Source organism: Ruegeria sp. CJ6, from assembly GCF_056536665.1.
In genome coordinates, this window is record NZ_JBQFQB010000007.1 from 153,062 (window position 1) to 174,960 (window position 21,899).

Below are 21,899 nucleotides of genomic sequence, written 5' to 3' on the forward strand. Positions count from 1 at the left end.
GGTTACGCGCACGGGGTGATAATAGTGACATTCAACGCGCACTGAATGCGCAAACCGGGACAGGCGAGGCAATCGGCAGCGTCGACCCCCGATAGGGAGAAAGTGATATGTCTGAGTCCTTACTCAGTTTTTCCGAGGTATTACTGTTTGGGCGAGAGTTAAGTGATTTAAAACTGAAACAACGCTCGGTCCGGTTGGCCGAAGAGGTTGAGGAAGACTACGACTTCAGTAAGAAATTCACCAAAATCGACGGCGTACATGTCCGGGAAGACGATCGTGTTCTGGTCCAGGTCGGGGATGCGGCAAACGAAAAGTCCGGCATCTACAAGGTCATCAAGGACGGCGATAAGTTCAAGTTCGACAAGCGGAAGAAGGTTCCGCACGACTCGTTTGTCTACATCCGTCGCGGACGTCAGTTCAAACATACCCACTGGCAGCAGATCGCGAACCGTCACTCGGAGCAGCTGTTCATCGAACAGGATGGCCGCCGGAGGGGTCGCGGCGTCAATAATTTCATCGGGGACCAGTTCGGAGGCGATGCACGACTGGCCCGGATTTACGGCTTCGCCTATGACGGCACCTATTACGAGATGCCGGAACCCACGATCTTTCTGGTGCATGGCGAAGGCGAGAGCGCGACGGGTGGCAACCTGCCCCATGGCTTCAAGCTGCAGACCAGCAATGACGCTAACGCGCCGGACACCACGCAACAGGCCGCACGCGCGCCGATGAACCCCTCGGTTTCGGGCGTCGCGGCAGCGGATTACCAGATGGCCAATGATATTCGCGTCTGGAACTACGATCAGGCCGATTACACCATCCGCATGGATATCGCAGCCGGTCAGATCGAAGACGTGCTGCTGGACGTCTATTTTGAGTATGACGCACCGATGATGTCCGGAGCCAAGGTCTCGGGCGCCAAGGTGAGCGGGGCCAAGGTCTCGGGCGCGAAGGTCAGCGGGGCCAAGGTGTCCGGTGCTAAGGTGTCAGGTGCCAAAGTCAGCGGCGCAAAGGCACGTGGTGAATAGGAAGGTTGAAATGATCCTGACCGATTGACGTTTGGTTTTATTCCAACGTCTGCTTTGGGTTGGCGGGCCATTTATGCCTGACCCGCCATCCCTTTCGAAGATCAGAACTTGCCGTTTTCGTGCGCCATTTCGGCTGGCGTAGGCGAAACGACGTCCCAATGTTCAACGATCTTTCCATCTTCGACGCGCCATAGGTCGAAGAAGGCCCAAGGGTTCCCTCTGACGGTGGCATCTGAGGCGACAAAGACAAAGTTGCCTTCGGCCACCACAATCTGCGGCTCGAATTTGGTGATCACATTCCCCTGCTCTGCCCAGGCTTTGGTGCCCTCGATCAGGCCATCGATCCCATCGGCAAGCATTGGATTGTGCTGCATATAGACCTCGGAATACATCGGAGCTTTCTCGGGCGCGGCACCGCCCAGAACGTCACGCACAAACCCCAGAACCAGCGCCTTGTTTTCTTCTGTTTTCTCAAGATCGGTGATCTCGGTCGGCCCATCTGTCATGCCACGGCCCGACACTGTTGTTTCGGGAACGGGCTGCAAATTGTCCCAATGTTCAGCAACTTTGCCATTCTCGACGCGGAATATGTCAAAGGCGGCGAGGGTCGGTGCACCAAAAGCGTCCGCGTTGTCGAACGTGCTGTGCAATACAACCATATCGCCCTCGGTGATGACCCGGTGGGTAGTTGCAGTCATCCCGGATTGTTCGACCAAAGGGATCAGGCCGGCCAGGCCTTCGGCTCCGGTCGGGACTTGCGGGTTGTGCTGAATATAGTCCGGGGTAACGAGCTGTAGCGCTGCCTCCGGATCATGTTCAGCAAAGGCAGCCGTAAAAAGTGCGATTACAAGTTCTTTGGGGGACATGTTGATTTCCTGTGATTCGTATCTACTGGATACGTGGTAGCAAATCCATACTACATTTCAATTACGTACTTTAAAATGACCTGGTATGCTTGAGGCTACTGCCTGAATTTTCAGGGAGTTGTACCGAAGCTAAGGTGACGCTATTGTGCGATTAAGTTTCAAAACAATACCAGAGACTGAGATGCTACCAATTGGTGTTGCCAACAAGGCAGAAGCTTCCAACTGCTCAATCCGTTCCGTACTGTCCAATGTGACGGGCAAATGGCGGATGATCATCATCCTTGCGCTGGAGGATGAGCCGAAACGCTTTGGCGATCTCAAGCGCTGTATCGGAGACATCACACAAAGTGTGTTGACCGAAAACCTGCGCGGGTTGCAACGCGATGGTTATTTGACCCGCACCGTCGATCCCGGACCGCCAGTGGCAGTGTCTTATGAATTGACACCTTTGGGCAGAAGCTTGCTTGAAATGCTGAAACCGCTTGTCTTCTGGTCGCATGAGCAGATGGATGAAGTCAGGCGACTACGCATGCAGTTCGACCGCGAACAGGCGAGTTGATTTTTATAGGCAAGATCGGGCAGCAGCTCAGAACCCGGCCTTTTTGAGCCCCTCGACAAAATGCTGCGTGTCGTCGGACAGGCGGTCTGGCTGAACCTTGGCCCAGCGCGACAATGAGAAATTGGGATGCGCTGCGCGGTGTTTGTCTGCGATTTGGCGGGCCATTTCCAGCTCGCCCTTATGGGCATAGCTGGCAGCCAGCACGCGCTGCCCCTCGGTCGGGTTGTTCATCTTGTTCACGCATGAGATCACGTCGTCATAGCGTTTGAGATTGTAATAGGCCCCGCCCAGATGCCACAGGTACTGATCGGGGAAATAGGGGTTCAGGCGCATCGCCTGCTGCAGATGTTTGATGGCGGTTTCGTTGTCGCCCCAATGGGCCAGCGCATCGGCGTAGTCCGAATGCATGTCCGCATCGTTGGGGTTAAGCTGCAGGGCGCGTTTGTAGGATTCGATCGCCGAGTCATGCTCTTTACGATAAAGCTGCACATAGCCCAGCTCTCCAAACCCGCGCGCGTCTGTGGGGTCAAGCTCCACCGCGCGCTGAGCCAGCGACAGGGCCTTGTCCAGCGCGCTGTTTGGGTCTTCGGTCCATGAATAGCGCCAATCGATGTTGAGCGTGCGTGACAGCGCCGCCGCGGCCCGTGCATACCCGCCGTCGCGCTCAAGCGCGGATTCGTAGCAATGCTGCGCCTTGCGGTTGTCGTTGCGGGTGTATTTGAAAATATGGTGCTGCCCCTGCAGAACCGAACCATAAGCCCGCAGGTCTGACGGGATTGCCTGCACCATGCGCAGCTTTTCATGCGACTCGATCATGACTGCAGTGGCGGCAACGATGCACTCGGTCACCTCATCCAGGATGTCGAAGATATCATCGAGTTTACGGTCGAACCGTTCACCCCAGATGGTGCGTTCGGTGTTGGCGTCGATTAGCTCGGCCGTGATCCGGATACGACTGGACGAGCGGCGCACACTGCCGCGCGCGATATAGCGCACGTTCAGACGCCGAGCGGCCTCTTGCGGCGACATCGACTGGGTCTTGAAGAAGAACGAGGAATTCCGGGCAATGATGAACAGGTTCCGGAACTTGGACAGGTTCATGATGATGTCGTCGGTCAGCCCTTCGGCGACCCAGCTGTCATCTTCATCCCCGCCTTGGCTAGTAAAGGGCAGCACCGCAACCGACGGGTTATCGGGCCTTTCAAGCACTTCCAGCTGCATCTCAGGACGTAGGGTTGCGGCCATTGTTGCACCCTCGACCTCGGTTCGGACACAGTAGGTCGCGACCGGAGACATGATGTTCTTGAGCTGCTTGGGACCGAGGAATTCATAGCCATAGCGCAGGCGGTTACGGATCTGTTCATAGACGGCTGCGCTGACATAAACCCGTTCTGGCTCGGCAATCTCCTGCAGGCGGGCAGCGATATTGACGTTGTCACCGTGGATGCCGCGTTCGTCCATCAGAACTTCGCCCATGTGAACGCCAGCGCGAAATTTGATGTTGTGCTCGTCATCCCGCGCCTGATTATGTTCCGCAGCGATCCGATGCAGTTCGATGCTGAACTCTACCGCACTGGTCGCCGTGTCGAATAAGGCAAGAATGCCGTCACCGCGCACTTCGATGATTTTGCCCTGATACTTTGAGCAAGCCGATTCAAGCTGCGAAAGCAAAGACTTCAACGCGTTATACGTATCCATCTCGTTCTCGCTCATCAGGCGGGAATAGCCGACAACGTCGGCAAAAAGCACCGCGCCTAGTTTCTGTTTTATTGATGCGTCCGAACCGGTCGTGTTCACTGGCAATACTCAATTGTGTTGTCATGTCGAATCCGACAGGACTGTTTTAGCAAAAAATGACTCAGAATACGTAACATTTTAGGTATCTGCACCGGAATCGGGGGGCCAAGACCACCCAGAGGCATCAAAACTGACCACTGTTTGGGTGCCTAACTCCTGCGCGAGCACCTCTCGACGCGCGATCCAGTCCTGCTTCAACATGCCGACGACAACCATGTCATGGAACTGCCCATCCGCGAACCAGGCCTGACGCATCGTGCCCTCGATCTCACAGCCGATTCGCTGGATCAGATCACGGCTGCTGTGATTGTCGGCCCGGTAATACGAGGTGATACGGTTCAGCCCCAATTGCCGGAATGCGAAATCCAGCATCAGCGCAACCGAACGCACCGCCACGCCATGTCGACGGATGGATTTGTCGACAAAAACCGGAACCACCGCATCCCTGTTGACGCTGGAAATTGCTTCAAGCCCGGTCATCCCCACCAGATCACCACTGTCAGATTCGATTGCGAACCAGCATTTGCAGCAGTCCTTTGAGGTGTTTATCGCGTCTTCCCAATATTGTTCGGTCTGTACCAGGTTCTGAGGAATGCGCGACGTTCGGTCGAACAGTGCCAGGTCATGGATATCCTGAAACCAGCGCGCAACTGTTCCCAGATCCGCCTTTTCCAGAGGGCGCAATCTGAACAACCGGGGTGAGCTATCGGGCAAGAGAAAATATCCTCCGAGTACAATTCTGAAAATCTATTCGCGGGATACTAGCACGAAAATTTCAGAAACAATAAGAGGTTGTTCACACAACGCAGCCGTAGGCCGCTACCCGCTGAACGGGTGCAACCGACAAACTTGTAATGGGTGGCAGGTCGTAAAGAAGCGTTACGATCAATCAGCGGTTTTCAGCGCGAATGAGGAAGATGTTGCGCAGGTAGATGGACAGGCCCATCGACTGACCCAGAATAAAGACCGGGTCACGGCGATAGATCGCATAGCTCAGCAGGATAAGCCCGCCGCCGATCGAAAGGTACCAGAACGCCATCGGGATGACGGATTTCTTGGCGCGCTCTGACGTGATCCATTGCACGATAAACCGGGCGCTGAACATCAGCTGACCGGCCAGACCGATAAAGACCCAGAGCGCCTCGGTCGGGCTGTCGACGTGCAGGATTTCCAGAATGGTTTCTTTCATGACCGGGACGCCTCGGTTGCGGAAACGGATTTGGCGCGGCGGGTCAGCCAGACGACGCCGAACAGATCCCAGATGCCGACCATGGCCCGCCCGAAATTGGTGTATTTGGATTCGCCCGACAAACGCTGCTGATGCGCCACATCCACCAGCGCGATATTCCAGCCATAGGCCTTAAACAGGGCGGGCAGATAACGGTGCATATGATTGAAAAAGGGCAGATCGAGGAAAGCCTGCCGTCGGAACGCCTTGAAACCGCAGCCGGTGTCACGTGTGCCGTCTTTCAGCATCCAGCCCCGCAGTGCATTGGCAAAGCGCGAGGCAAGCTTCTTTGACGCAGTGTCTTGTCGGCCAACCCGTTGCCCCGCCACCAGGCCGATCGAGGTATCACCACCCGACACCAGCGGCGCCCAAATCTTTGGCAGCTCTTCCGGCGGGTTCTGTCCGTCGCCATCCAGCGTACAGCAGATATCCGCGCGTGCTTCCTTGACGCCGGAATGCACGGCAGCACTTTGGCCACCGGCCGTTTGGTGCTGCAGGATGCGCAGTTGCGGACAGTCTTTCTGCATCTGTTGCAGCGCCGCAAAAGTGCCATCGGTCGATCCATCATCAACCGCGACAATCTCGAACGCGGGCAATTCGGCCGCAGCAGCGCAGATGCCCTGGATAAGACCGGCAACCGCCCCTTGCTCGTTATGCATGGGAATCACGATCGACACGGTGGGTCGATTGTCAGCGTTGGCATCATGATCAGCATGCATGGTGGGTAGCTTTACTTGTTTCAGTCTCAGGGCTTTTGCGGGATCAACGGCGAAAATTCAAGTGGCCACCGCATCGCAGGCCAACATCTGCGCAACTTGTTGGGGCATTGTTCAGCGATGGGGCGGATTGCACCGTGTCTCCTATTCAGGGGCGGGCGTGACACCGGTTGCCGACCAATAGACCAAACCCTCAACCGCAGTTGGCTGCGTCTCGAGCCCGATCAGGTCAGGTGCCAGCTCAGACAACTCACCCTCCGAACAGAGCCCTCGCAGCGGGCCGGTGGTATAGCCGAACCTGTCGAGGTATTTGTGCAGCTCCAGCCGTCTCAGATAGACAAAGCGCCTACCGTTGGAAGCAAAGACCGATGCGGCCCCGGGTGGTACGCGCAACTTGCGGTCATAGGCGCAGAGCAGCAGGGTTTCATCCGGCTGCAGCATTGCACCCAAAGGGGTCAGAATCTCGGCCTCGGGCACGCCCAAACGCACGCGACCCTTGCCCAGATCGGTGGCATCGCGGTCATAGAACAGGCCGCCTGCAACAAAGACCAGACCCAGCGCGGCCACCATCCCGGCCCAGCGCAGGCGCTTGACCGAAAACAACAAACCGGTTGCGGCGACCATCAGCATCGGCAGGATCAGCAGGGTGTAGCGTGCATAAACCTTGCCGGCTGCGGCCCACATCATGATGACGAAAAATGCGGCTATCCCTGTTGCAGCAAGAAGTCTGGGCCGCTTTTGCAGAAATGGCAGAGCGCAGATGCCGACAAAACCCAGCAGCCGCAACCACGGCTCGCCCGCGATGATCAGATCATAGAGCTTCCCGAAGCCGCGATCGCTGAGCGATGGGCGAAAACGATCCAGCATCTCGCCTTTGATGTTGCCATCCAGCGAGTCGCCAAAGAGGAACCGAAGCTCTTGCAGGATCGGCCAGGCGAAGGCCAGCGGGATCGCAATCTTGAGCGTCCGGCGAAACGTTCTGTTCTGCCAGATCTCGCTGAACGGTTCCGTCTGCCATCTGTTGGTCAACTTCAGCGTCAGTAGTGCCAGCGCCAGAAAGGCCAGCGGGGTTGGGCTTTTCTGCAAGGCGGCCAACACCAGAGTTGCGCCGAAATAAGGCCAGTATTTCGGCTTTTCCAACGCTGCCAACAGGGCTGCAATTCCAAGGGTCGAAAAGAAAACCGCACCGGTATCAAGCATCGCGGATGTGGCGTGTTGCCAGAACTGAAGCGACGTGGCCACCAGCAGGACCGAAGGCAGCATGGCCCAGGGGCTGTCCGGGATCATCACCCGCGCCAGTACGGCCGTTGCCATCAGCGCGCCCAGCGCAAAGATCATCGACGGCAGGCGCAAGGCCAGAATATCAGATACGCCAAACTCCATCAGCAGTGCAGACATCCAATACTGCATGGGCGGTTTTTTTAGGCTAGGTTCGTTGTTGGAATAAACCGCCAGCCAGTCCCCATTGCGCGCAAAGCCTGTACTGCGGTCATAAGTGTAAAATTCATCGTAGTGATAGATGTTCCCAACACCCAGATCAGTCAGATACCAGGACCAGACCAGGACCATCACCAATGCGGTGACGAAGTAAGGAAGCAATCTTAGCCAATTTGGGGAGGTACCGGTCATGCTTTCCGTGGTCCTATCGCGTCATAGAAATATGTGGTGTTGATACCGCCGGGCCTTGTTTGAAACTGCCGCGCGTCGCGCTCCCATTATTGCGTCGCCCGTCCAAGAGCAAGAAGTTTAGAAGGGCGACCGCGCTTGTCAGACTGCAGGCTCGGCCTCGTCGGGCAACATCAGGCTCAGCTCACTCTCTTTGAAGCCATCGAAGGACAAGTCCCAGCTGGCACCGGGCCAAAGCAGTTGCAACTGCTTCTTCGCAGGCCGATAGACCGCAGTATAGAGCGTGCCGAAACCTGATCTGAAAGCCGTTGAATAAAGCGGCGGACGCAGGAACGCATCGATAAACCGCTTCTCGCTTTCCGGGTGCTGGTTGAGACGGTTGAGCAAGAACCTTTCGCGTTCCACGGTGGCCGTAAAGCGCGCATGGGTGGACCATTCGACATGGCCCTGATGGTTTGTCGCCACTGGTTGGTCCGAGATTTGCGGGTGCCGGTCCGGGGCAAGGTACACCGTGCTGTGATTGTGTTTCGCATCCAGAACGGTGACGTTATAGCTCATATGACAAGGGATGCGGCACAGGCAGTCAACCGCTTGCGCAGTGGTCTCGCAGGTTTGAAGGACATAGCGCAGGATCAGCGGCACGCCAAAGCCGTCGCCGACCTCGCGCCGCCCGCCAAAGGTGAGCGAGACCGTCAGACCGGCATCGTTGATGCCATCAAGCAGACCCAGAACGCCGTCGCTCATCCCGATGATCCCGCGCCCGCCCCATTGGGTTTTCAGCAGAGCAGCGTCAAAGGTTTTTGGATGGTAGTCGTAATTGCGCACCAGAAACGGTGTCTTGCCACGCCAAATCGCCTGGCTGCAGCCCGAAAGATATTTCGGCGGGCAGTAAAAGCTGAGAAACCGTGCCTGGCTGTCGCTGCCGCCGACCAGTTCGACGATCTCTTCGTACAGCGGCAGAATCTCGGGCATGTGTTTTTGCAGGGCGCGTAGACATTCGCGATAGGTGGGGCGGGCCGAATACCCCTCTTGCGCCCACCATTTGCGGTAGGCGGGCCAGTATTCGGCAAACAGCCCGGCCAGCTTGGGACCGGGCTGCGCTTCGTCAATTGAGCGAAAAACAAGCGCCATGGGGCTTTCTACATGATTTTGAAGGCGGGGTCTTCCATCGGTTGTGCGGCGGGCAGCGGTTCAGCCGTATAAGCCGAAGTGATCCCATGAATCCACTTCTTCGATTTGTCTGTCAGTTTGAAGCCCTTGGTCATCGACCGCCCGCGAGTCACGAGGATACCCAGATCAGCACCCTCATAGCGGTAATCACCGACATTCGAGATACGCAGGAAGAACGCTTCGTTCTCGCCCACCGCGCGGCGGTGATAGTCGAAGCGGTCGAACACGACGCGGCCATCTTCCAGCATCTTGTAGATGCCCGACTGTGGGGCCTGCGTGATCCGGTCGACACTGTCATCGGTGTGTTTGATTACCATTTGCGACCAGCTGTCGATCATGTCCGGATCCGCCCAGCGGGCATTCAGTTCCTCGACATCCAGCTCGAAGGGCTTCTTTGAAAACTCAAGTAGATGGAACAGAAACAGTGGCGCATCAGCGTGCGCAAAGGCCGCGTGGTTGGTCATCGAGCTGGCGCCAGTGATACGGGGGTTCAATTCGCCCAACCACAGTTCGTCGGTTTTCTTATCGATCAGGAAGTCGAGTTCGAAATAGCCGCGATAGCCTGATTTGCGCAGCTCTTCCCCGAATTGGAAGGTCAATTGCCGCGCCTGTTCACGTGCTTTCGGTGGAAAGGCGGTTGAGAAAATCTCATTCCCGCACCAGCCGCCGCGATAAGGCGTGAGTTCCTTGAAGCCCACAAGCTCAGTCATCAGCGGGCCAACGATGGTACCCTCCGAGGTCGCACAAGCCTCGATCGCCGCCCCGCGGCAATCGATCCGCTTCATTATCTTGATCTCGCCTTCGCCGATGATCTCGTCTTTGTGCTTGTTGAAATCGGCCTCGGACTTGATGAAAAACGTCGTATGGCCACTGTCGCCGAAGGCGGATTGTAGCACCAGATCATTCCCCAATCCGGCCTTTTCGCAGATCTTTTTCAGGTGATCATAGCTTTTGACAACGCTCAGCGTGTTGGGCACCGAAGGCACACCCGCCTTATTGCCGATACGGACAGTTTCGATCTTGTTGTCACATTTGGTGCGCAGCTTGGCTTTGGGGAACCAAAGCTGACCGCCCAGCTCCTTGACCAGCTTCTCGGTCGTCTCGTCGAACATCAGGAAGACAAACTTGGGCTTTCCACCACGCCGCTTGACCAGGTCGATGACCTCTTTGTGCTGCAGCAGATAATTGTTGATGTCTTCGATGGACTGAAACTCATCATGCGGCATTTCCGAAGGCACAAACACGTTCGGATGTCGCCCGTCAAAGCAATCCATGTAGCAGATATAGGTGAAGTTCATCACCCATTCATCCAGCCCCAACAGGTTGAAATTGGTTGCCGATACGAAATAGATCGGGTCCTTGTTGGTATGGAAATACCGGCGGATTTCCGAGATGTTTTTCAGCACCTTCTTTGGCATGATTGTTGTCCTCCCTGACCCCTTAGGGGTTCTTTACTGATTTCAAAGCGTCTTCGGTAAAAATGCGCAGGCCCAGATCGGCACGGAACCCATGGATTTCCGAGACGTCCAGTTCCTGCATGAATTTGAGAATTTCAGGGCTGATCACCTGCCCTGGTACCAAAATGGGAAAACCCGGCGGATAGGGAATCACGAAGGTGGCCGAGACCATCTCTTCCCCGGCTTCGAGCCGTTCCAACATCTCCTTGTCGGGCTCGACGTAGTCGCAATTGTCTTCGTCATAGGACAGGAAAAACGCCGTACGGATGTCACCGGCTTCGGTACCTGCTTCACAGCGGAACGCATCGTGGAACCGACTAAAATCGGGCAGAGGTGGGACGTGTTCGCTCAGATTCCTGACGCGCTTTTCAAAGGCCCGTTTTTCCATCTTCGAGGCATCGTCCATCAGATCGTCCAACTCCTTGGCGATCTCGACCAGCACCTCGATCAGATAGGCGACCGAGCTGCGCGTGGTGCCGATATTAGTCATAAACAGCACGGTATTACGTGAGGTCTTGTTGATCTGAATGCCGTATTTATCCATCAGGATCTTGGTCTTGAACGTATCGCCGTCCCAGCCCGTGGCGCCCACATGCAGCGTGATGCGGGTGGCATCCAGAACAAACTCGTCCTTGGCCCAGCAATCCCAAACATCGGCCCATCCCTGATCGGGATCGAAATAGCTGGTCATGCCGCTTTCGCGATATTGCTCGGGGATCATGTCGCCCGCCGTGACCAGCTTGAAATACTTTCTGAGCAGCGGATGGGTCGTCACGGCCCGGCGAATTGCCATCGCGCTTTCGACCTGCCGCTGGACGAATTCGTACCCTTCGATCTCGACCTGTCTGCGGCCTACATCCAATGAGGCGATGATCTGGTAATTGGGAGAGGTCGAGGTGTGGGTCATATAGGCCTCGTGAAACGCCTCTTCGACCGCACCTTTGAACTGCTGGTCATTGACATGGATCATCGAACCCTGCCGCAGCGCAGTTAGCGTTTTATGCGTCGACTGCGTGGCATAGACCCTAACGCGTGCATCGGGCGGTGCGATTAGGCGGGTGTTCAGAAGGGTTTCATCATCCGCGCCCTTCAGTTCCTCCTGCTGTTTGGCATAAGCCTCGGCATGTTCTGGGGTGCGGAATTGTTCGCGCAGGATATTGGCCGATCGCATCGCGGTACGTACGCGCGAATTCGGGGCAAAGCGCGCGTAACCGAACCACGCCTCATCCCATAGGAACACAAGGTCCTTTTTGATCGCCAGACATTCCTGCATCACCCGCTGCACGTTGTAGACGATGCCGTCGAATGTGCAGTTGGTCAGCAGAACCATACGAACCTGATCCAGCTTGCCTTCGGCCTTCAGGGTCAAAAGCTTGTGCTTGATCTCTCGGATCGGCACCGCGCCGTACATCGAGTAATCGTGCAGCGGATAGCTGTCCATATAGACCACGCTCGCCCCCGCCAGCACCATGCCGTAGTGGTGCGATTTGTGGCAATCGCGGTCGATCAGCACGATATCTCCGGGCCGTACCAGCGCCTGCACAACGATTTTGTTGCAGGTCGAGGTGCCGTTAGTCGCAAAAAACGTCTGTTTAGAGCCGAATGCGCGGGCTGCGGCTTCCTGCGCCTCTTTGATCGGACCTTTGGGTTCCAGCAGCGAATCCAGCCCGCCAGACGTGGCCGAAGTTTCCGCCATGAAGATATTTGATCCGTAGAACGCCCCCATGTCCTGAATCCAGTGGCTTCGACTGATCGATTTACCCCGGCTGATCGGCATTGCGTGGAACACGCCCGTGGGCTGTTTTGAGTATTCCTTGAGCGCCGTGAAGAACGGCGTCTTATAGCGCCGCTGCACTCCGCGCAGGATGTTCAGGTGCAATTCCAGAAAGTCTTCCTGATTGTAGAACACCCGCCGGCACAGGCCCAGATCGAGACCGGCAATATCTTCCGCCGAACGGTCGGTGATTAGATAAGCGTCCAGCTCGGGGCGCAGCATGCCGATCCTGCGGCAGGTTTCAGGGCCGTATTCCGAGGGGGACAGCGCATCAAGATCGGCGCCCTCGCCATAGAGGCTGATATAGCGGCCCAAAACATTGGTTTCGTTCTTAGACTTCAGGCTAAGGCCCGGACGAACGATGACCGCCTGTACATTCTGGTTGAACAGGACCCCGATCAGAGCATCCTCGACGCTGGGGACCACAACGGTTTCATAGATGAACGGATCTTCGCTGCGGCGCATCCGTTGCAGGCTGGTTTGCAGGAACCGTTCCTGATGTTCGTTGACCTTGTCAACGATCATCACCTCGAAATATGGGCGGCCCAGCGCGCGGGCTTCATGGCTTTGGGTGGACTCGTCCTCAAACTCATCAACCTCGGTCTCATCCGCGATCAGCGGGATCGAGCGGCGACGATACGCCCCTGAGGTCAGCGCCCGCGACACCCGGCGCACGGCGGTTGAGAAATCGCCAAAGTTGCCATGGTCCAGCAAACGGCGCAGATAGTCGAACGCCGATCCGCCCGGAAAAGCGAAATACATCTCGATCGGGGCCAGCGCCTGCAGCAACTGCCGTGCCCGGTCCCGATCTTTTTCGTTACCGCCCTGATCCAGAGACTCGGCCGTTTCCCGCAGCGCGCTCCATCGGTCTGCCCTCAATTGTGAGGCGCTGTAGTAGTCCGAGATAGTGTGGAGCTTTTCGCTATCGGAAATGCCGTGCATGAAATTTTTCCTTTCTGCCGATACCGAAAAGCTGAGCCGGTATCAGTCTGTGCCAGAGCGCCCTTTGTAGAGATACAGATTGTCGGGCTTGGTCGCGGCGTCTTCAGTATATCCCAGCGCCGTTCTGGGGTCGGATGCAGCGACGCCCGCAACGTCGCCTTTCTGCGGAATGCGCAGCGGGCCGAGCGTGTGCAGATAGGCATCCGCCCCGCTAGTACGGTCATAGACCGGGAACTCCGCCTCGCGGTCGCGGAAGCTTTTGAGAACCTGCCCCAGACCTTTCAGTCCGACCTCGCGTTGGCGGCGGACCTGATCAAGATCGATCTCGATAGGGAAGATATCCTCCTGTCCCGCAGACTGGTGCAGCACGGTGGCCGAGGGATCAACGACCAGTGAGCGGCCCACGCCCCCGGCGGCCAGCCCGTTCACGTCAAACACGTAGCATTGGAACTGCGCAGCGGTCGCCTTGGCGATCGACAGCTCGGCCTCGCGGTCGGTTGTGCCGGTCAGAACCGGGTGCAGCAGAACCTCGACCCCTTGGCTGGTCAGGTGGCGGGTGGTTTCGGGGAACCAGATGTCGTAGCAGATCGACAGGCCAAACCGGCCCACATCCGGCACATCAAAGATGCTGAATTCGGTACCCGAGGCGATGTTCTCTTCATAAGGTTTGAACGGGAACATCTTGGAGTATTTTGAGACGATCTCACCTTCGGGGTTGATCACCACCGAGGTGTTGAAAATCCGTCCATCTTCGTGTTTTTCGAACATCGAACCGGGGATCAGCCAAATCCCATAACGCCGAGCGGCATCCTGAAAGCGCGACAGGTCGTCATTGGGAAAGGGCTGGGCAAACCGGTCGAGCGGACCATGAGGCGCCAGTTCGCTGAACAGGGCCATCTGGGTCCAGGGGAACCGTGCCATCATAATGTCGATCCGGTGCAGCATCGCGTCGACATTCGACTGCAACGCACCGACATGCATCTGGATTCCGGTTATCGCAAAAGGGGTCATTTTTCGTTTCTTCTCATTTTCTTGCCGATTGCGACCGCCGATTTGATCCGGCGTTCTTCATCGGAACATAAAACCGTGTGGTCACGCAAGCCTGCTGTCCTCAGGCTATGGTTTTCCGAGGCGACTGCCCTCATACTGCGGCTTCCTCGGCGGTATCTTCTGCCTGCGGTTCCACAAAATCGATGTCGTTGCGAACCCAGAAGAACCGGAATCCGCAACTGCGCAGCCATTTCTCGAGCCGATCAAGGCTGGACCACTCCCGCCGCAGCCCGCGCGTGGATTCGACCAGCGCCCATTGGCCATCGACCAGAAAGTATACAGTCCAGGTATTGGGATGCGCCGAGTGGTTGGCAAAGCCGCCGCTGATCACCTCACGCGCCGTGCGAACGGCGACCGGATAGTCGCCGATGCGACCCTCAGCCGCGAGAATGGCCAGATCGTTTTGACGGATCGTGAATGTGGGAAGGGGGGCGTCGTTCATGCAGCCTCGATCTGCGCCGCGTCCAGCAGCGCTTTGCGCCGTTCACTGATATCCGCTGGCTTCAGGTTTTCGACGCGGGTCGCCAACGTCCAGACATGACCGAACGGATCGGCAATCGTGGCGCAGCGTTCACCCCAATAGGTGTCCGCCGCCTCAGCGATCAGGCTGGCACCGCTTTCCAACGCGGCTGCAAGGGCAGTGTCCACATCTTCGACATACATATGATGCCCAATCGGAGTGACTGTGCCCGGAACGGCGGGGCCGTGCGCACCCCATCCGGCGGTGACAAACAGCATCGAGTTACCGATCTTGATCGAGGCAAAGCCGGGGGCCTCTTCCGCGTCATAGGCCTGTATCTTCGCATCAAAGGCACTTTCGTAGAAAGTTAGCGCGGCATCGACGTCGGCGACGGCAAGCGATGCGGTGCAGGTGCGATAGCCACGTGGCAGAGTGGCAGGTTTCTTTTTCATTCCGGTACTCTCTGAATTGGGCGGCGGACACCCTGGATTATCTGCAGGAATTTCCCGCACTATGCATCATACTGTGGATCAAACCAGGAGATACTGCAACACTATGATGCATAGTGCTGAAATTTCTGCCGTAATGCTTAGAATGTAGGCGGAGTACAGGCGCTGATGACCCGGCAAACTTCGGGGCCGATCTGCCTGAACCGGTGCGGGGTGCGACTGTCGAAATAATAAGCATCGCCTGGTCCCAGTACCTTGCGCTTATCGCCCACGGTCACCTCCACCCGACCCGAGATGACAATACCGCCCTCTTCCGCCTCATGCCCGTACATCACGCGACCGGTGTCAGCCCCTAACTCGTAAGTTTCCTGCAAGATCATCATCGCGCGACCATGCAGGTTTGATCCTACCTGCCGCAGAGACAGCCCACCCTTTCCGATCTCAGTAAGTTCTTCTGAGGCGTAAAACACGGTCTGCTCAGGTTCGATTTCGAAGGAAAAGAAATCGGACATGCCAATCGGTATGCCTTGCAGAATACGCCGTAACGCACCAACCGATGGATTCATCTTGCCCGACTCGATCAGCGAGATGGTTGAGTTCGGCACATCCGACTTCTTGGCCAGCGCCCGCTGAGATAAGCCTGCACGCTCTCGCAAGGTTCGCAGGCGCAATCCGAGGGTCAAATCCTCTTGGCTGGTGTTCTTCATGTTCAGTATCCGCAACACTTGATCCTGTCGGGACGGTAAATCAATGGCTTATGAATCACAAGAAACAGGCTTTCGCTTGCAGGCGCAGATACTACAGTCGCGCAGTCAAACATACGGGCACCGCGCCCGGAAACGGGAAAGGACGCAAGATGCTGAACGCTCAGATTGCTGAACGCCGGAATACCTCGATCGCGCAGGGCGTGGGAATGCAGACACAAGTCTATGTGGACCGTGCCGTGAATTCCGAGGTCTGGGATGTCGAAGGCAAACGCTATATTGATTTCGCCGCAGGCATCGCCGTTGTGAACACCGGGCATTGCCACCCCAAGGTGATGGAGGCTGTTCAGAAACAGGCCGCGAACTTCACCCATACCTGCCATCAGGTTCTGCCTTATGAGAACTACATCCGCCTGGCCGAGCGCCTGAACGAGAAGGTGCCTGGCGACTTCACCAAGAAAACCGTCTTTGTCACTACAGGTGCCGAGGCGGTCGAGAATGCCGTCAAGATCGCGCGTGCTGCCACTGGCCGCCCGGCTGTAGTCGCCTTTGGCGGCGCTTTTCACGGCCGCACCTTCATGGGCATGTCGCTGACCGGCAAGGTTCAGCCCTATAAAGCGGGCTTCGGCGCGATGATGCCCGATACCTATCACGTCCCGTTCCCGATCGATCTGCATGGCACCTCGACCGAAGATTCGCTGGGTGCTTTGACTAAACTGTTCAAGGCCGATCTTGATCCGGGCCGGGTGGCCGCGATCATCATCGAACCGGTTCAGGGCGAAGGTGGCTTCTACCCCGCTCCGGCTGAGTTGATGCGTGGTCTGCGCGCGCTTTGCGACGAACATGGCATCGTTCTGATTGCCGATGAGGTACAGACCGGCTTTGCCCGCACCGGCAACCTGTTCGCGATGGACGCTTATGACGTCTCTGCTGATATCACCACCATGGCCAAAGGTCTGGCCGGTGGTCTGCCGCTGGCCGCCGTCACCGGTCGTGCCGAGCTGATGGACGCCGCGCACCCGGGTGGTTTGGGCGGAACCTATGGCGGCAACCCGCTGGGGATCGCCGCCGCCCATGCTGTGATGGATGTGATCGAGGAAGAAGACCTGTGCACGCGCGCCAATGAGCTGGGCTCGCGCTTGAAACAGCGTCTGGAATCGATCCGTTCCCGCATGCCCGAGATCGTAGATATTCGTGGTCCGGGCCTCATGGTTGCGGCCGAGTTCAACACCACAGACGGCAGCGCCCCGAACCCCGATATGGCAAACGCCATACGGGTCGAGGCATTGAAGCGTGGATTGATCCTGCTGACATGTGGCGTATATGGAAACGTAATTCGTTTCCTCGCGCCGTTGACGGTGCAGGACGAAATCTTCGCCGAGGCTATGGATATCCTCGAAGCCTCGATCGACGCTGCCAAAGGAGCCTGAACATGCTGGATACCAAAGTGACCAAGCTGGAGCTGAAAGATCCCAGCCTTCTGGAACCCCGCGCCTATATCAACGGTGAATGGGTCGAAGGTGAGGCAACGTTCCCTGTCTACAACCCTGCAACTGGTGATCTGATCGCCAATGTGACAGATGTCAGCATTGAAGGCACAACACAGACCATCGATGCAGCTTACGCTGCGAAGAAGGAATGGGCTGCTCAGACTGGCAAGGAACGCGCCGCCATTCTGCGCAAATGGTTCGACCTGATGGTCGAAAACGCAGACGATCTGGCAACCATCCTGACCGCCGAGATGGGTAAACCCTGGCCCGAGGCGCGCGGTGAAATCCTATATGGCGCGTCCTTTATCGAGTGGTTCTCGGAAGAGGCCAAGCGTGTATACGGCGACGTCATCCCCGGCCACCAGCGCGACAAGCGCATCGTGGTGCTGAAGCAGCCCGTGGGCGTAGTGGGATCAATCACGCCTTGGAATTTCCCGAACGCGATGATCGCGCGCAAAGTTGGCCCAGCGCTGGCCGTGGGCTGTACCTTTGTGGCGCGCCCAGCGACGCTGACGCCGCTGTCGGCGACGGCGATGGCGGTTTTGGGTGAACGTGCGGGTATACCAGCGGGCGTGTTCAACGTGATCCCGGGCACCGACAGCTCGGGCGTCGGTAATGAGCTTTGCACTAATGACAAGGTCGCCAAGATCACCTTCACCGGCTCGACCCGTGTAGGACAGATCCTGATGCGTCAGGCGGCGGGCACCATCAAGAAGATGTCGCTGGAACTGGGCGGTAACGCACCATTCATCGTCTTTGACGATGCCGACGTGGATGCCGCCGTGGATGGCGCAATGATCGCGAAGTTCCGCAACAATGGCCAGACCTGCGTCTGTGCCAACCGCATCTATGTGCAGGCGGGCGTCTATGACGAGTTTGCTGCCAAGCTGGCCGAGAAGACAAAATCTTTGAATGTCGGCGACGGCTTTGGCGACGGCATCACCACAGGTCCCCTGATCAATCAGGCGGCAGTCGACAAAGTTGAAGAACATATATCGGACGCGGTTTCCAAAGGGGCGACTGTAACGCTGGGCGGCAAACGCTCGGATCTGGGTGGGACATTCTTTGAACCCACCGTTCTGACTGGCGTAACCCGCGACATGGTTGTGGCAAAGGACGAAACCTTCGGCCCCGTCGCTCCGCTGTTCAAATTCGAGGAAGAAGACGACGTCGTCAGCATGGCCAATGACAGCGAGTTCGGCCTGGCCTCGTATTTCTACAGCCGCGATCTGGCGCGCGTCTGGCGTGTGGCCGAGGCGCTGGAATCGGGCATGGTGGGCATCAACACTGGCCTGATCTCGACCGAAGTCGCCCCGTTCGGCGGTGTCAAACAATCCGGTCTGGGCCGTGAGGGTTCGAAATACGGGATCGAGGATTTCCTTGAGATGAAATATCTCTGCATGGGTGAAATTCAGTAAGCGCCTCGTGCCTTGAAAATTCAACGCACTCGCAGTCCGCTGCGGGTGCGTTTTTCGTTTCAGACCGATGCGTGCCCGCGCAGACGGAACACCAACGGCATCATCACCAAGACCAGAGCCGCCGAGAAAAAGAACGGTGCGCCGGGCAGATAAGTGCCTTCGCCATCGACCGACGCCTGAAAGATGCCGGTCATCACCAAAGGCGACAGAACCGCAGCGACAGAAGACAGTGACGCGATGACTCCCTGCACCACGCCCTGCCGGTCTTCGTCCGCCTGGTTCGAGGCCATAGCCGTGATCAAGGCAGGCACGAGGTCGGACAGCGCGGCAAGCAGAATAAAGATGACAAGTGCCGTAACCGTTACGGTAAACCCAAAGCCGATCATTCCGACCAATGCCGATACCATCCCTAGCAGCAGGGTCCGGTAATCGCCGATCCAGCGAATGAAGACCGGCATCAGTCCGGCTTGGACGAAGGCCAACAGCACGCCGTATGCGGCCAGCGACAGGCCGATATACAGCGTGGACCAGCCAAACACCTCTCGTATCCAGAAGGCCCAGAGGGTGGGGTAGACCATGTTGGCAAATTCAAAGATGAAAATGCACAGCAGCGGCACTGCCAGCCCCGGAAAGCGGAAGGCGTCAAAGATCGATTTGAACGGGTTCAGGTCACGCTTGCCAAAGGGGCGGCGCTTTTCTGGTTTCAGGCTTTCGGGCAGGACGAATACGCCGAACAGGGCGTTGGCGGCGGACAAGACCGCGGCAATCCAGAACGGCGCAGTGATGCTGATCCCGGCAGCGATGCCGCCGATGGCCGGGCCAAGGACAAAGCCGATCCCGAAGGCCGCCCCGATCAGACCGAAATTCGCCGCCTTCTCGGTCGGTGAGGATATGTCAGCGATGTAAGCCGTTGCGGTGATATAGGTCGCCCCCGCAAGCCCCGCGAGCGTTCGCCCCAGAAGAAGCAGCCAGAACGTTTCGGCCAGCGCCATGATCACATAATCCAGCGCCAACATGGTCAGCGCTGCGATCAGGATCGGCCTGCGGCCAACCGCATCCGAAATGCTACCCACGATAGGTCCGCACAGGAACAGCGCCCCGGCATAGGCGGCCATCAGCAGCCCACCCCAAAAAGCCCCCTGCCCGGTATTGCCCGCACCGACGCGATCCATCAGGTCGGGCATGATCGGGAACACGATGCCGATACCGATGGCATCAATCATCAGCGTGATCAGGATAAAGGTTATCGCGCGGCTTTTGAACATACCGCCCTATCGGACGAGTACGCTGTTAAAGCAAGAGAAAAGGGCTGCGTGGTACAATTGTCCAACAGCCCTTTTGCAGTTCGCCTTTATTGGCCTAGTGCCACGCCTTCGCGGCGCGGATCAGCCGCTCCGATCAGCTGGCCATCCTTGATCAGGATGGCGTGAAGCCCACTGTTGAGATCGACCTGTTTGACCTCATGCCCCTTGGCTGTCAGAGCATCAGCGAATTCGGCAGCGGATGTTCCCTGCTCCAGATCCATCGCAGACCCGTTGCGATGCACAAAATGCCCGGTTTCGATGGCATCCTGCGGGTCCATTTCCCAATCCAGGATCGCAATGATCGTTTTGGCCACATAGTTGATAATGCGGCTACCGCCGGGTGAACCGATCAGCAGATAGGGCTCACCATCCTTCATCACGATAGTTGGTGACATCGAACTGCGCGGGCGTTTGCCACCCTCAACGCGGTTGGCCACCAGACGGTCGCCATCCTTTGGTGCGCGGTCGAAATCGGTGAGCTCGTTGTTCAGCAAGAAACCCCGCACAAAAACTCGGCTGCCAAAGGCGGTCTCAATAGTGGTCGTCATCGACAGCGCGTTGCCGTACTGATCTCGGATCACGATATGGCTGGTGCCGGGACGATCCGGGTTTTGCGAGGGCGCAAACAGGGCGGTGTGATCACGTGGCGGCTCACCTGCCTGACGCTTCTCGCTGGCTGCAGCAGGGTCGATCATCTCCGAGCGCAGCTTTAGATAGTCCGTGTCCAGAAGACCCTTGACCGGTACATCGATAAAATCGCTGTCGGCCATGTAAAGCGCGCGGTCGGCATAGGCCAGCTTGGCGGCCTCGGCATAGAGATGCGCCATCTCGGCGTTCCACCCAGTGCCTTCGAGGTCGAAGTTGCTGAGTATCCCCAGAATCTGCCCGACGGTCAGGCCGCCGGAGGTTGGCGGACCCATTCCGCAGACATCGTAGCCGCGATAATCGGCGCAGACGGCGGGGCGGATTTTGACGCGGTAGTCGGCCAGATCTTCAAGCGTGATGTTGTTTTCCACCTTGGATGTGGCATCCACTGCCGCCACGATATCTTCGGCGATGGGGCCGCTATAGAAGGCGCCTGCACCCTGATCGGCCAGAATGCGCAGGGTTTCGGCAAACTCGGGGTTCCGTAGTAAGGTTCCAGCCTGCAGCGGCGTGTCATCTTCGTTGAAGAAATACGCTTTGCCCGCCGGGAACACACCGACTGAGCGCTCACGTTCAATCGTGCTTTGGATCGAGTTTGCCATGCGGGGCGAAACCTCAAACCCCTGCTCGGCCTGATCGATGGTAGACTGGAACAGCGAGGCCCAGTCTTTCTTGCCATAGAGGTTATGGGTCACTTCCATCAGGCGCAGAATGCCCGGAACGCCAACAGATTGTCCGCCTACAACAGCTTCGGGCCACGGCATCTTTTCACCGTCCGGTAACAGAAACCGTTCAGGCGTGGCTTTCGCAGGGGCTTTTTCACGCGCATCAAAGGTGGTCAGAGTTTTAGCCGACGCATCCCAATACAGCATGAACGCACCACCGCCGATGCCCGATGATTGCGGTTCAACCAGATTGAGCATCAGCTGCACGGCAATCATCGCATCTGCGGCTGTGCCACCTGCGGCCAGCACATCATATCCGGCTTTGGCAGCAATGGGATTGGCGGCCGAGACCATGAACTCGGTGCCAGTCACCGAGTTTTTGTCCTCCCAACCATAGCCATATTCCGGCGCAGGGTCCTGCGCATTGGCCGCGCAAGCGACAACACCCAACGCCAGAACGGCGCCGGTTTTCATGAATGTCTTCATCATAGAAATCTCCCGGTAAGGATCTGCGAGATTGGCTACTGAGTAACAAACTTCAAATGGCAGAT

The 21,899-nt window shown here is 57.3% G+C and carries 19 protein-coding genes; 4 read left to right on the forward strand and 15 right to left on the reverse strand.

Annotated features, from left to right (window positions below):
* Nucleotides 1-107: 107 nt before the first annotated feature.
* Entirely contained in the window at nucleotides 108-1,028 is a 921-nt protein-coding gene (locus ACR0BT_RS18700; protein WP_170397991.1) for a pentapeptide repeat-containing protein, read from the forward strand.
* A gap of 101 nt (nucleotides 1,029-1,129) precedes the next feature.
* Here the strand turns inward: ACR0BT_RS18700 and ACR0BT_RS18705 are convergent, their stop codons facing one another.
* Nucleotides 1,130-1,894: a nuclear transport factor 2 family protein gene (locus ACR0BT_RS18705; protein WP_480763811.1), complete on the reverse strand. Its 765-nt coding sequence runs from the start codon at nucleotides 1,892-1,894 to the stop codon at nucleotides 1,130-1,132.
* Nucleotides 1,895-2,075: 181 nt separating this feature from the next.
* Here ACR0BT_RS18705 and ACR0BT_RS18710 point away from each other — a divergent pair, with 181 nt between their 5' ends.
* A complete protein-coding gene (locus ACR0BT_RS18710; RefSeq protein ID WP_170397987.1) occupies nucleotides 2,076-2,453 on the forward strand; it encodes a winged helix-turn-helix transcriptional regulator in 378 nt (125 codons plus the stop codon).
* A gap of 27 nt (nucleotides 2,454-2,480) precedes the next feature.
* On the opposite strand, the gene ACR0BT_RS18715 is transcribed toward ACR0BT_RS18710, so the two are convergent.
* From ACR0BT_RS18715 to ACR0BT_RS18770, 12 genes are all read right to left on the reverse strand, one after another.
* On the reverse strand, nucleotides 2,481-4,250 hold the full coding sequence (locus ACR0BT_RS18715) for an adenylate/guanylate cyclase domain-containing protein (protein ID WP_170407986.1): 1,770 nt from the start codon (nucleotides 4,248-4,250) through the stop codon (nucleotides 2,481-2,483).
* A 78-nt stretch (nucleotides 4,251-4,328) separates the two neighbouring features.
* Entirely contained in the window at nucleotides 4,329-4,964 is a 636-nt protein-coding gene (locus tag ACR0BT_RS18720; protein ID WP_170425435.1) for a GNAT family N-acetyltransferase, read from the reverse strand.
* Between the two features lie 175 nt (nucleotides 4,965-5,139).
* Entirely contained in the window at nucleotides 5,140-5,439 is a 300-nt protein-coding gene (locus ACR0BT_RS18725) for a lipid-A-disaccharide synthase N-terminal domain-containing protein (protein WP_039542759.1), read from the reverse strand.
* Nucleotides 5,436-6,197 (reverse strand): glycosyltransferase family 2 protein, encoded by a 762-nt coding sequence (locus tag ACR0BT_RS18730; RefSeq protein ID WP_170425432.1) that lies wholly within the window; start codon nucleotides 6,195-6,197, stop codon nucleotides 5,436-5,438. Before ACR0BT_RS18730 ends, ACR0BT_RS18725 begins: the two co-directional genes overlap by 4 nt.
* A 141-nt stretch (nucleotides 6,198-6,338) precedes the next feature.
* On the reverse strand, nucleotides 6,339-7,823 hold the full coding sequence (locus tag ACR0BT_RS18735; RefSeq protein WP_170425430.1) for a glycosyltransferase family 39 protein: 1,485 nt from the start codon (nucleotides 7,821-7,823) through the stop codon (nucleotides 6,339-6,341).
* Nucleotides 7,824-7,961: 138 nt separating this feature from the next.
* On the reverse strand, nucleotides 7,962-8,951 hold the full coding sequence (locus tag ACR0BT_RS18740; protein ID WP_480763812.1) for a C45 family autoproteolytic acyltransferase/hydolase: 990 nt from the start codon (nucleotides 8,949-8,951) through the stop codon (nucleotides 7,962-7,964).
* Between the two features lie 8 nt (nucleotides 8,952-8,959).
* Nucleotides 8,960-10,408, reverse strand: coding sequence for a biotin carboxylase (locus tag ACR0BT_RS18745; RefSeq protein ID WP_170407976.1), 1,449 nt, complete (start codon nucleotides 10,406-10,408; stop codon nucleotides 8,960-8,962).
* 22 nt (nucleotides 10,409-10,430) lie between these two features.
* On the reverse strand, nucleotides 10,431-13,163 hold the full coding sequence (locus ACR0BT_RS18750; RefSeq protein ID WP_480763813.1) for an aminotransferase class I/II-fold pyridoxal phosphate-dependent enzyme: 2,733 nt from the start codon (nucleotides 13,161-13,163) through the stop codon (nucleotides 10,431-10,433).
* Between the two features lie 42 nt (nucleotides 13,164-13,205).
* Nucleotides 13,206-14,174, reverse strand: coding sequence for a carbon-nitrogen hydrolase family protein (locus ACR0BT_RS18755; protein ID WP_480763814.1), 969 nt, complete (start codon nucleotides 14,172-14,174; stop codon nucleotides 13,206-13,208).
* A gap of 130 nt (nucleotides 14,175-14,304) precedes the next feature.
* Nucleotides 14,305-14,655, reverse strand: coding sequence for a hypothetical protein (locus tag ACR0BT_RS18760; RefSeq protein ID WP_170397963.1), 351 nt, complete (start codon nucleotides 14,653-14,655; stop codon nucleotides 14,305-14,307).
* Entirely contained in the window at nucleotides 14,652-15,125 is a 474-nt protein-coding gene (locus ACR0BT_RS18765) for a VOC family protein (RefSeq protein WP_480763815.1), read from the reverse strand. Before ACR0BT_RS18765 ends, ACR0BT_RS18760 begins: the two co-directional genes overlap by 4 nt.
* Before the next feature lie 137 nt (nucleotides 15,126-15,262).
* Nucleotides 15,263-15,829 carry a cupin domain-containing protein gene (locus ACR0BT_RS18770; RefSeq protein ID WP_480763816.1) on the reverse strand — a complete coding sequence of 189 codons (567 nt, stop codon included), beginning with the start codon at nucleotides 15,827-15,829 and terminating at the stop codon, nucleotides 15,263-15,265.
* A 149-nt stretch (nucleotides 15,830-15,978) separates the two neighbouring features.
* Between ACR0BT_RS18770 and ACR0BT_RS18775 the strand changes: the two genes are divergently transcribed.
* Together ACR0BT_RS18775 and ACR0BT_RS18780 are read left to right on the forward strand one after the other, a co-directional pair.
* Nucleotides 15,979-17,256, forward strand: coding sequence for a 4-aminobutyrate--2-oxoglutarate transaminase (locus ACR0BT_RS18775; protein ID WP_480763817.1), 1,278 nt, complete (start codon nucleotides 15,979-15,981; stop codon nucleotides 17,254-17,256).
* Nucleotides 17,257-17,258: 2 nt separating this feature from the next.
* On the forward strand, nucleotides 17,259-18,734 hold the full coding sequence (locus ACR0BT_RS18780) for an NAD-dependent succinate-semialdehyde dehydrogenase (RefSeq protein ID WP_170609187.1): 1,476 nt from the start codon (nucleotides 17,259-17,261) through the stop codon (nucleotides 18,732-18,734).
* Between the two features lie 59 nt (nucleotides 18,735-18,793).
* Here ACR0BT_RS18780 and ACR0BT_RS18785 read toward each other — a convergent pair whose 3' ends face one another.
* Both ACR0BT_RS18785 and ggt read right to left on the reverse strand, forming a co-directional pair.
* Nucleotides 18,794-19,999, reverse strand: a complete 1,206-nt coding sequence (locus ACR0BT_RS18785; protein ID WP_170407966.1) for an MFS transporter — start codon at nucleotides 19,997-19,999, stop codon at nucleotides 18,794-18,796.
* Nucleotides 20,000-20,085: 86 nt separating this feature from the next.
* Nucleotides 20,086-21,837, reverse strand: coding sequence for a gamma-glutamyltransferase (gene ggt, locus ACR0BT_RS18790; protein ID WP_480562875.1), 1,752 nt, complete (start codon nucleotides 21,835-21,837; stop codon nucleotides 20,086-20,088).
* Nucleotides 21,838-21,899: the final 62 nt, after the last annotated feature.

Bases quoted from the DNA above. Each gene is read 5' to 3' on its own strand.
- ACR0BT_RS18700 (WP_170397991.1), top strand. From the start codon at position 108: ATGTCTGAGTCCTTACTCAGTTTTTCCGAGGTATTACTGTTTGGGCGA.
- ACR0BT_RS18705 (WP_480763811.1), bottom strand. From the start codon at position 1,894: ATGTCCCCCAAAGAACTTGTAATCGCACTTTTTACGGCTGCCTTTGCT.
- ACR0BT_RS18710 (WP_170397987.1), top strand. From the start codon at position 2,076: ATGCTACCAATTGGTGTTGCCAACAAGGCAGAAGCTTCCAACTGCTCA.
- ACR0BT_RS18725 (WP_039542759.1), bottom strand. From the start codon at position 5,439: ATGAAAGAAACCATTCTGGAAATCCTGCACGTCGACAGCCCGACCGAG.
- ACR0BT_RS18730 (WP_170425432.1), bottom strand. From the start codon at position 6,197: ATGCATGCTGATCATGATGCCAACGCTGACAATCGACCCACCGTGTCG.
- ACR0BT_RS18735 (WP_170425430.1), bottom strand. From the start codon at position 7,823: ATGACCGGTACCTCCCCAAATTGGCTAAGATTGCTTCCTTACTTCGTC.
- ACR0BT_RS18740 (WP_480763812.1), bottom strand. From the start codon at position 8,951: ATGGCGCTTGTTTTTCGCTCAATTGACGAAGCGCAGCCCGGTCCCAAG.
- ACR0BT_RS18745 (WP_170407976.1), bottom strand. From the start codon at position 10,408: ATGCCAAAGAAGGTGCTGAAAAACATCTCGGAAATCCGCCGGTATTTC.
- ACR0BT_RS18750 (WP_480763813.1), bottom strand. From the start codon at position 13,163: ATGCACGGCATTTCCGATAGCGAAAAGCTCCACACTATCTCGGACTAC.
- ACR0BT_RS18755 (WP_480763814.1), bottom strand. From the start codon at position 14,174: ATGACCCCTTTTGCGATAACCGGAATCCAGATGCATGTCGGTGCGTTG.
- ACR0BT_RS18760 (WP_170397963.1), bottom strand. From the start codon at position 14,655: ATGAACGACGCCCCCCTTCCCACATTCACGATCCGTCAAAACGATCTG.
- ACR0BT_RS18765 (WP_480763815.1), bottom strand. From the start codon at position 15,125: ATGAAAAAGAAACCTGCCACTCTGCCACGTGGCTATCGCACCTGCACC.
- ACR0BT_RS18770 (WP_480763816.1), bottom strand. From the start codon at position 15,829: ATGAAGAACACCAGCCAAGAGGATTTGACCCTCGGATTGCGCCTGCGA.
- ACR0BT_RS18775 (WP_480763817.1), top strand. From the start codon at position 15,979: ATGCTGAACGCTCAGATTGCTGAACGCCGGAATACCTCGATCGCGCAG.
- ACR0BT_RS18780 (WP_170609187.1), top strand. From the start codon at position 17,259: ATGCTGGATACCAAAGTGACCAAGCTGGAGCTGAAAGATCCCAGCCTT.
- ACR0BT_RS18785 (WP_170407966.1), bottom strand. From the start codon at position 19,999: ATGTTCAAAAGCCGCGCGATAACCTTTATCCTGATCACGCTGATGATT.
- ggt (WP_480562875.1), bottom strand. From the start codon at position 21,837: ATGATGAAGACATTCATGAAAACCGGCGCCGTTCTGGCGTTGGGTGTT.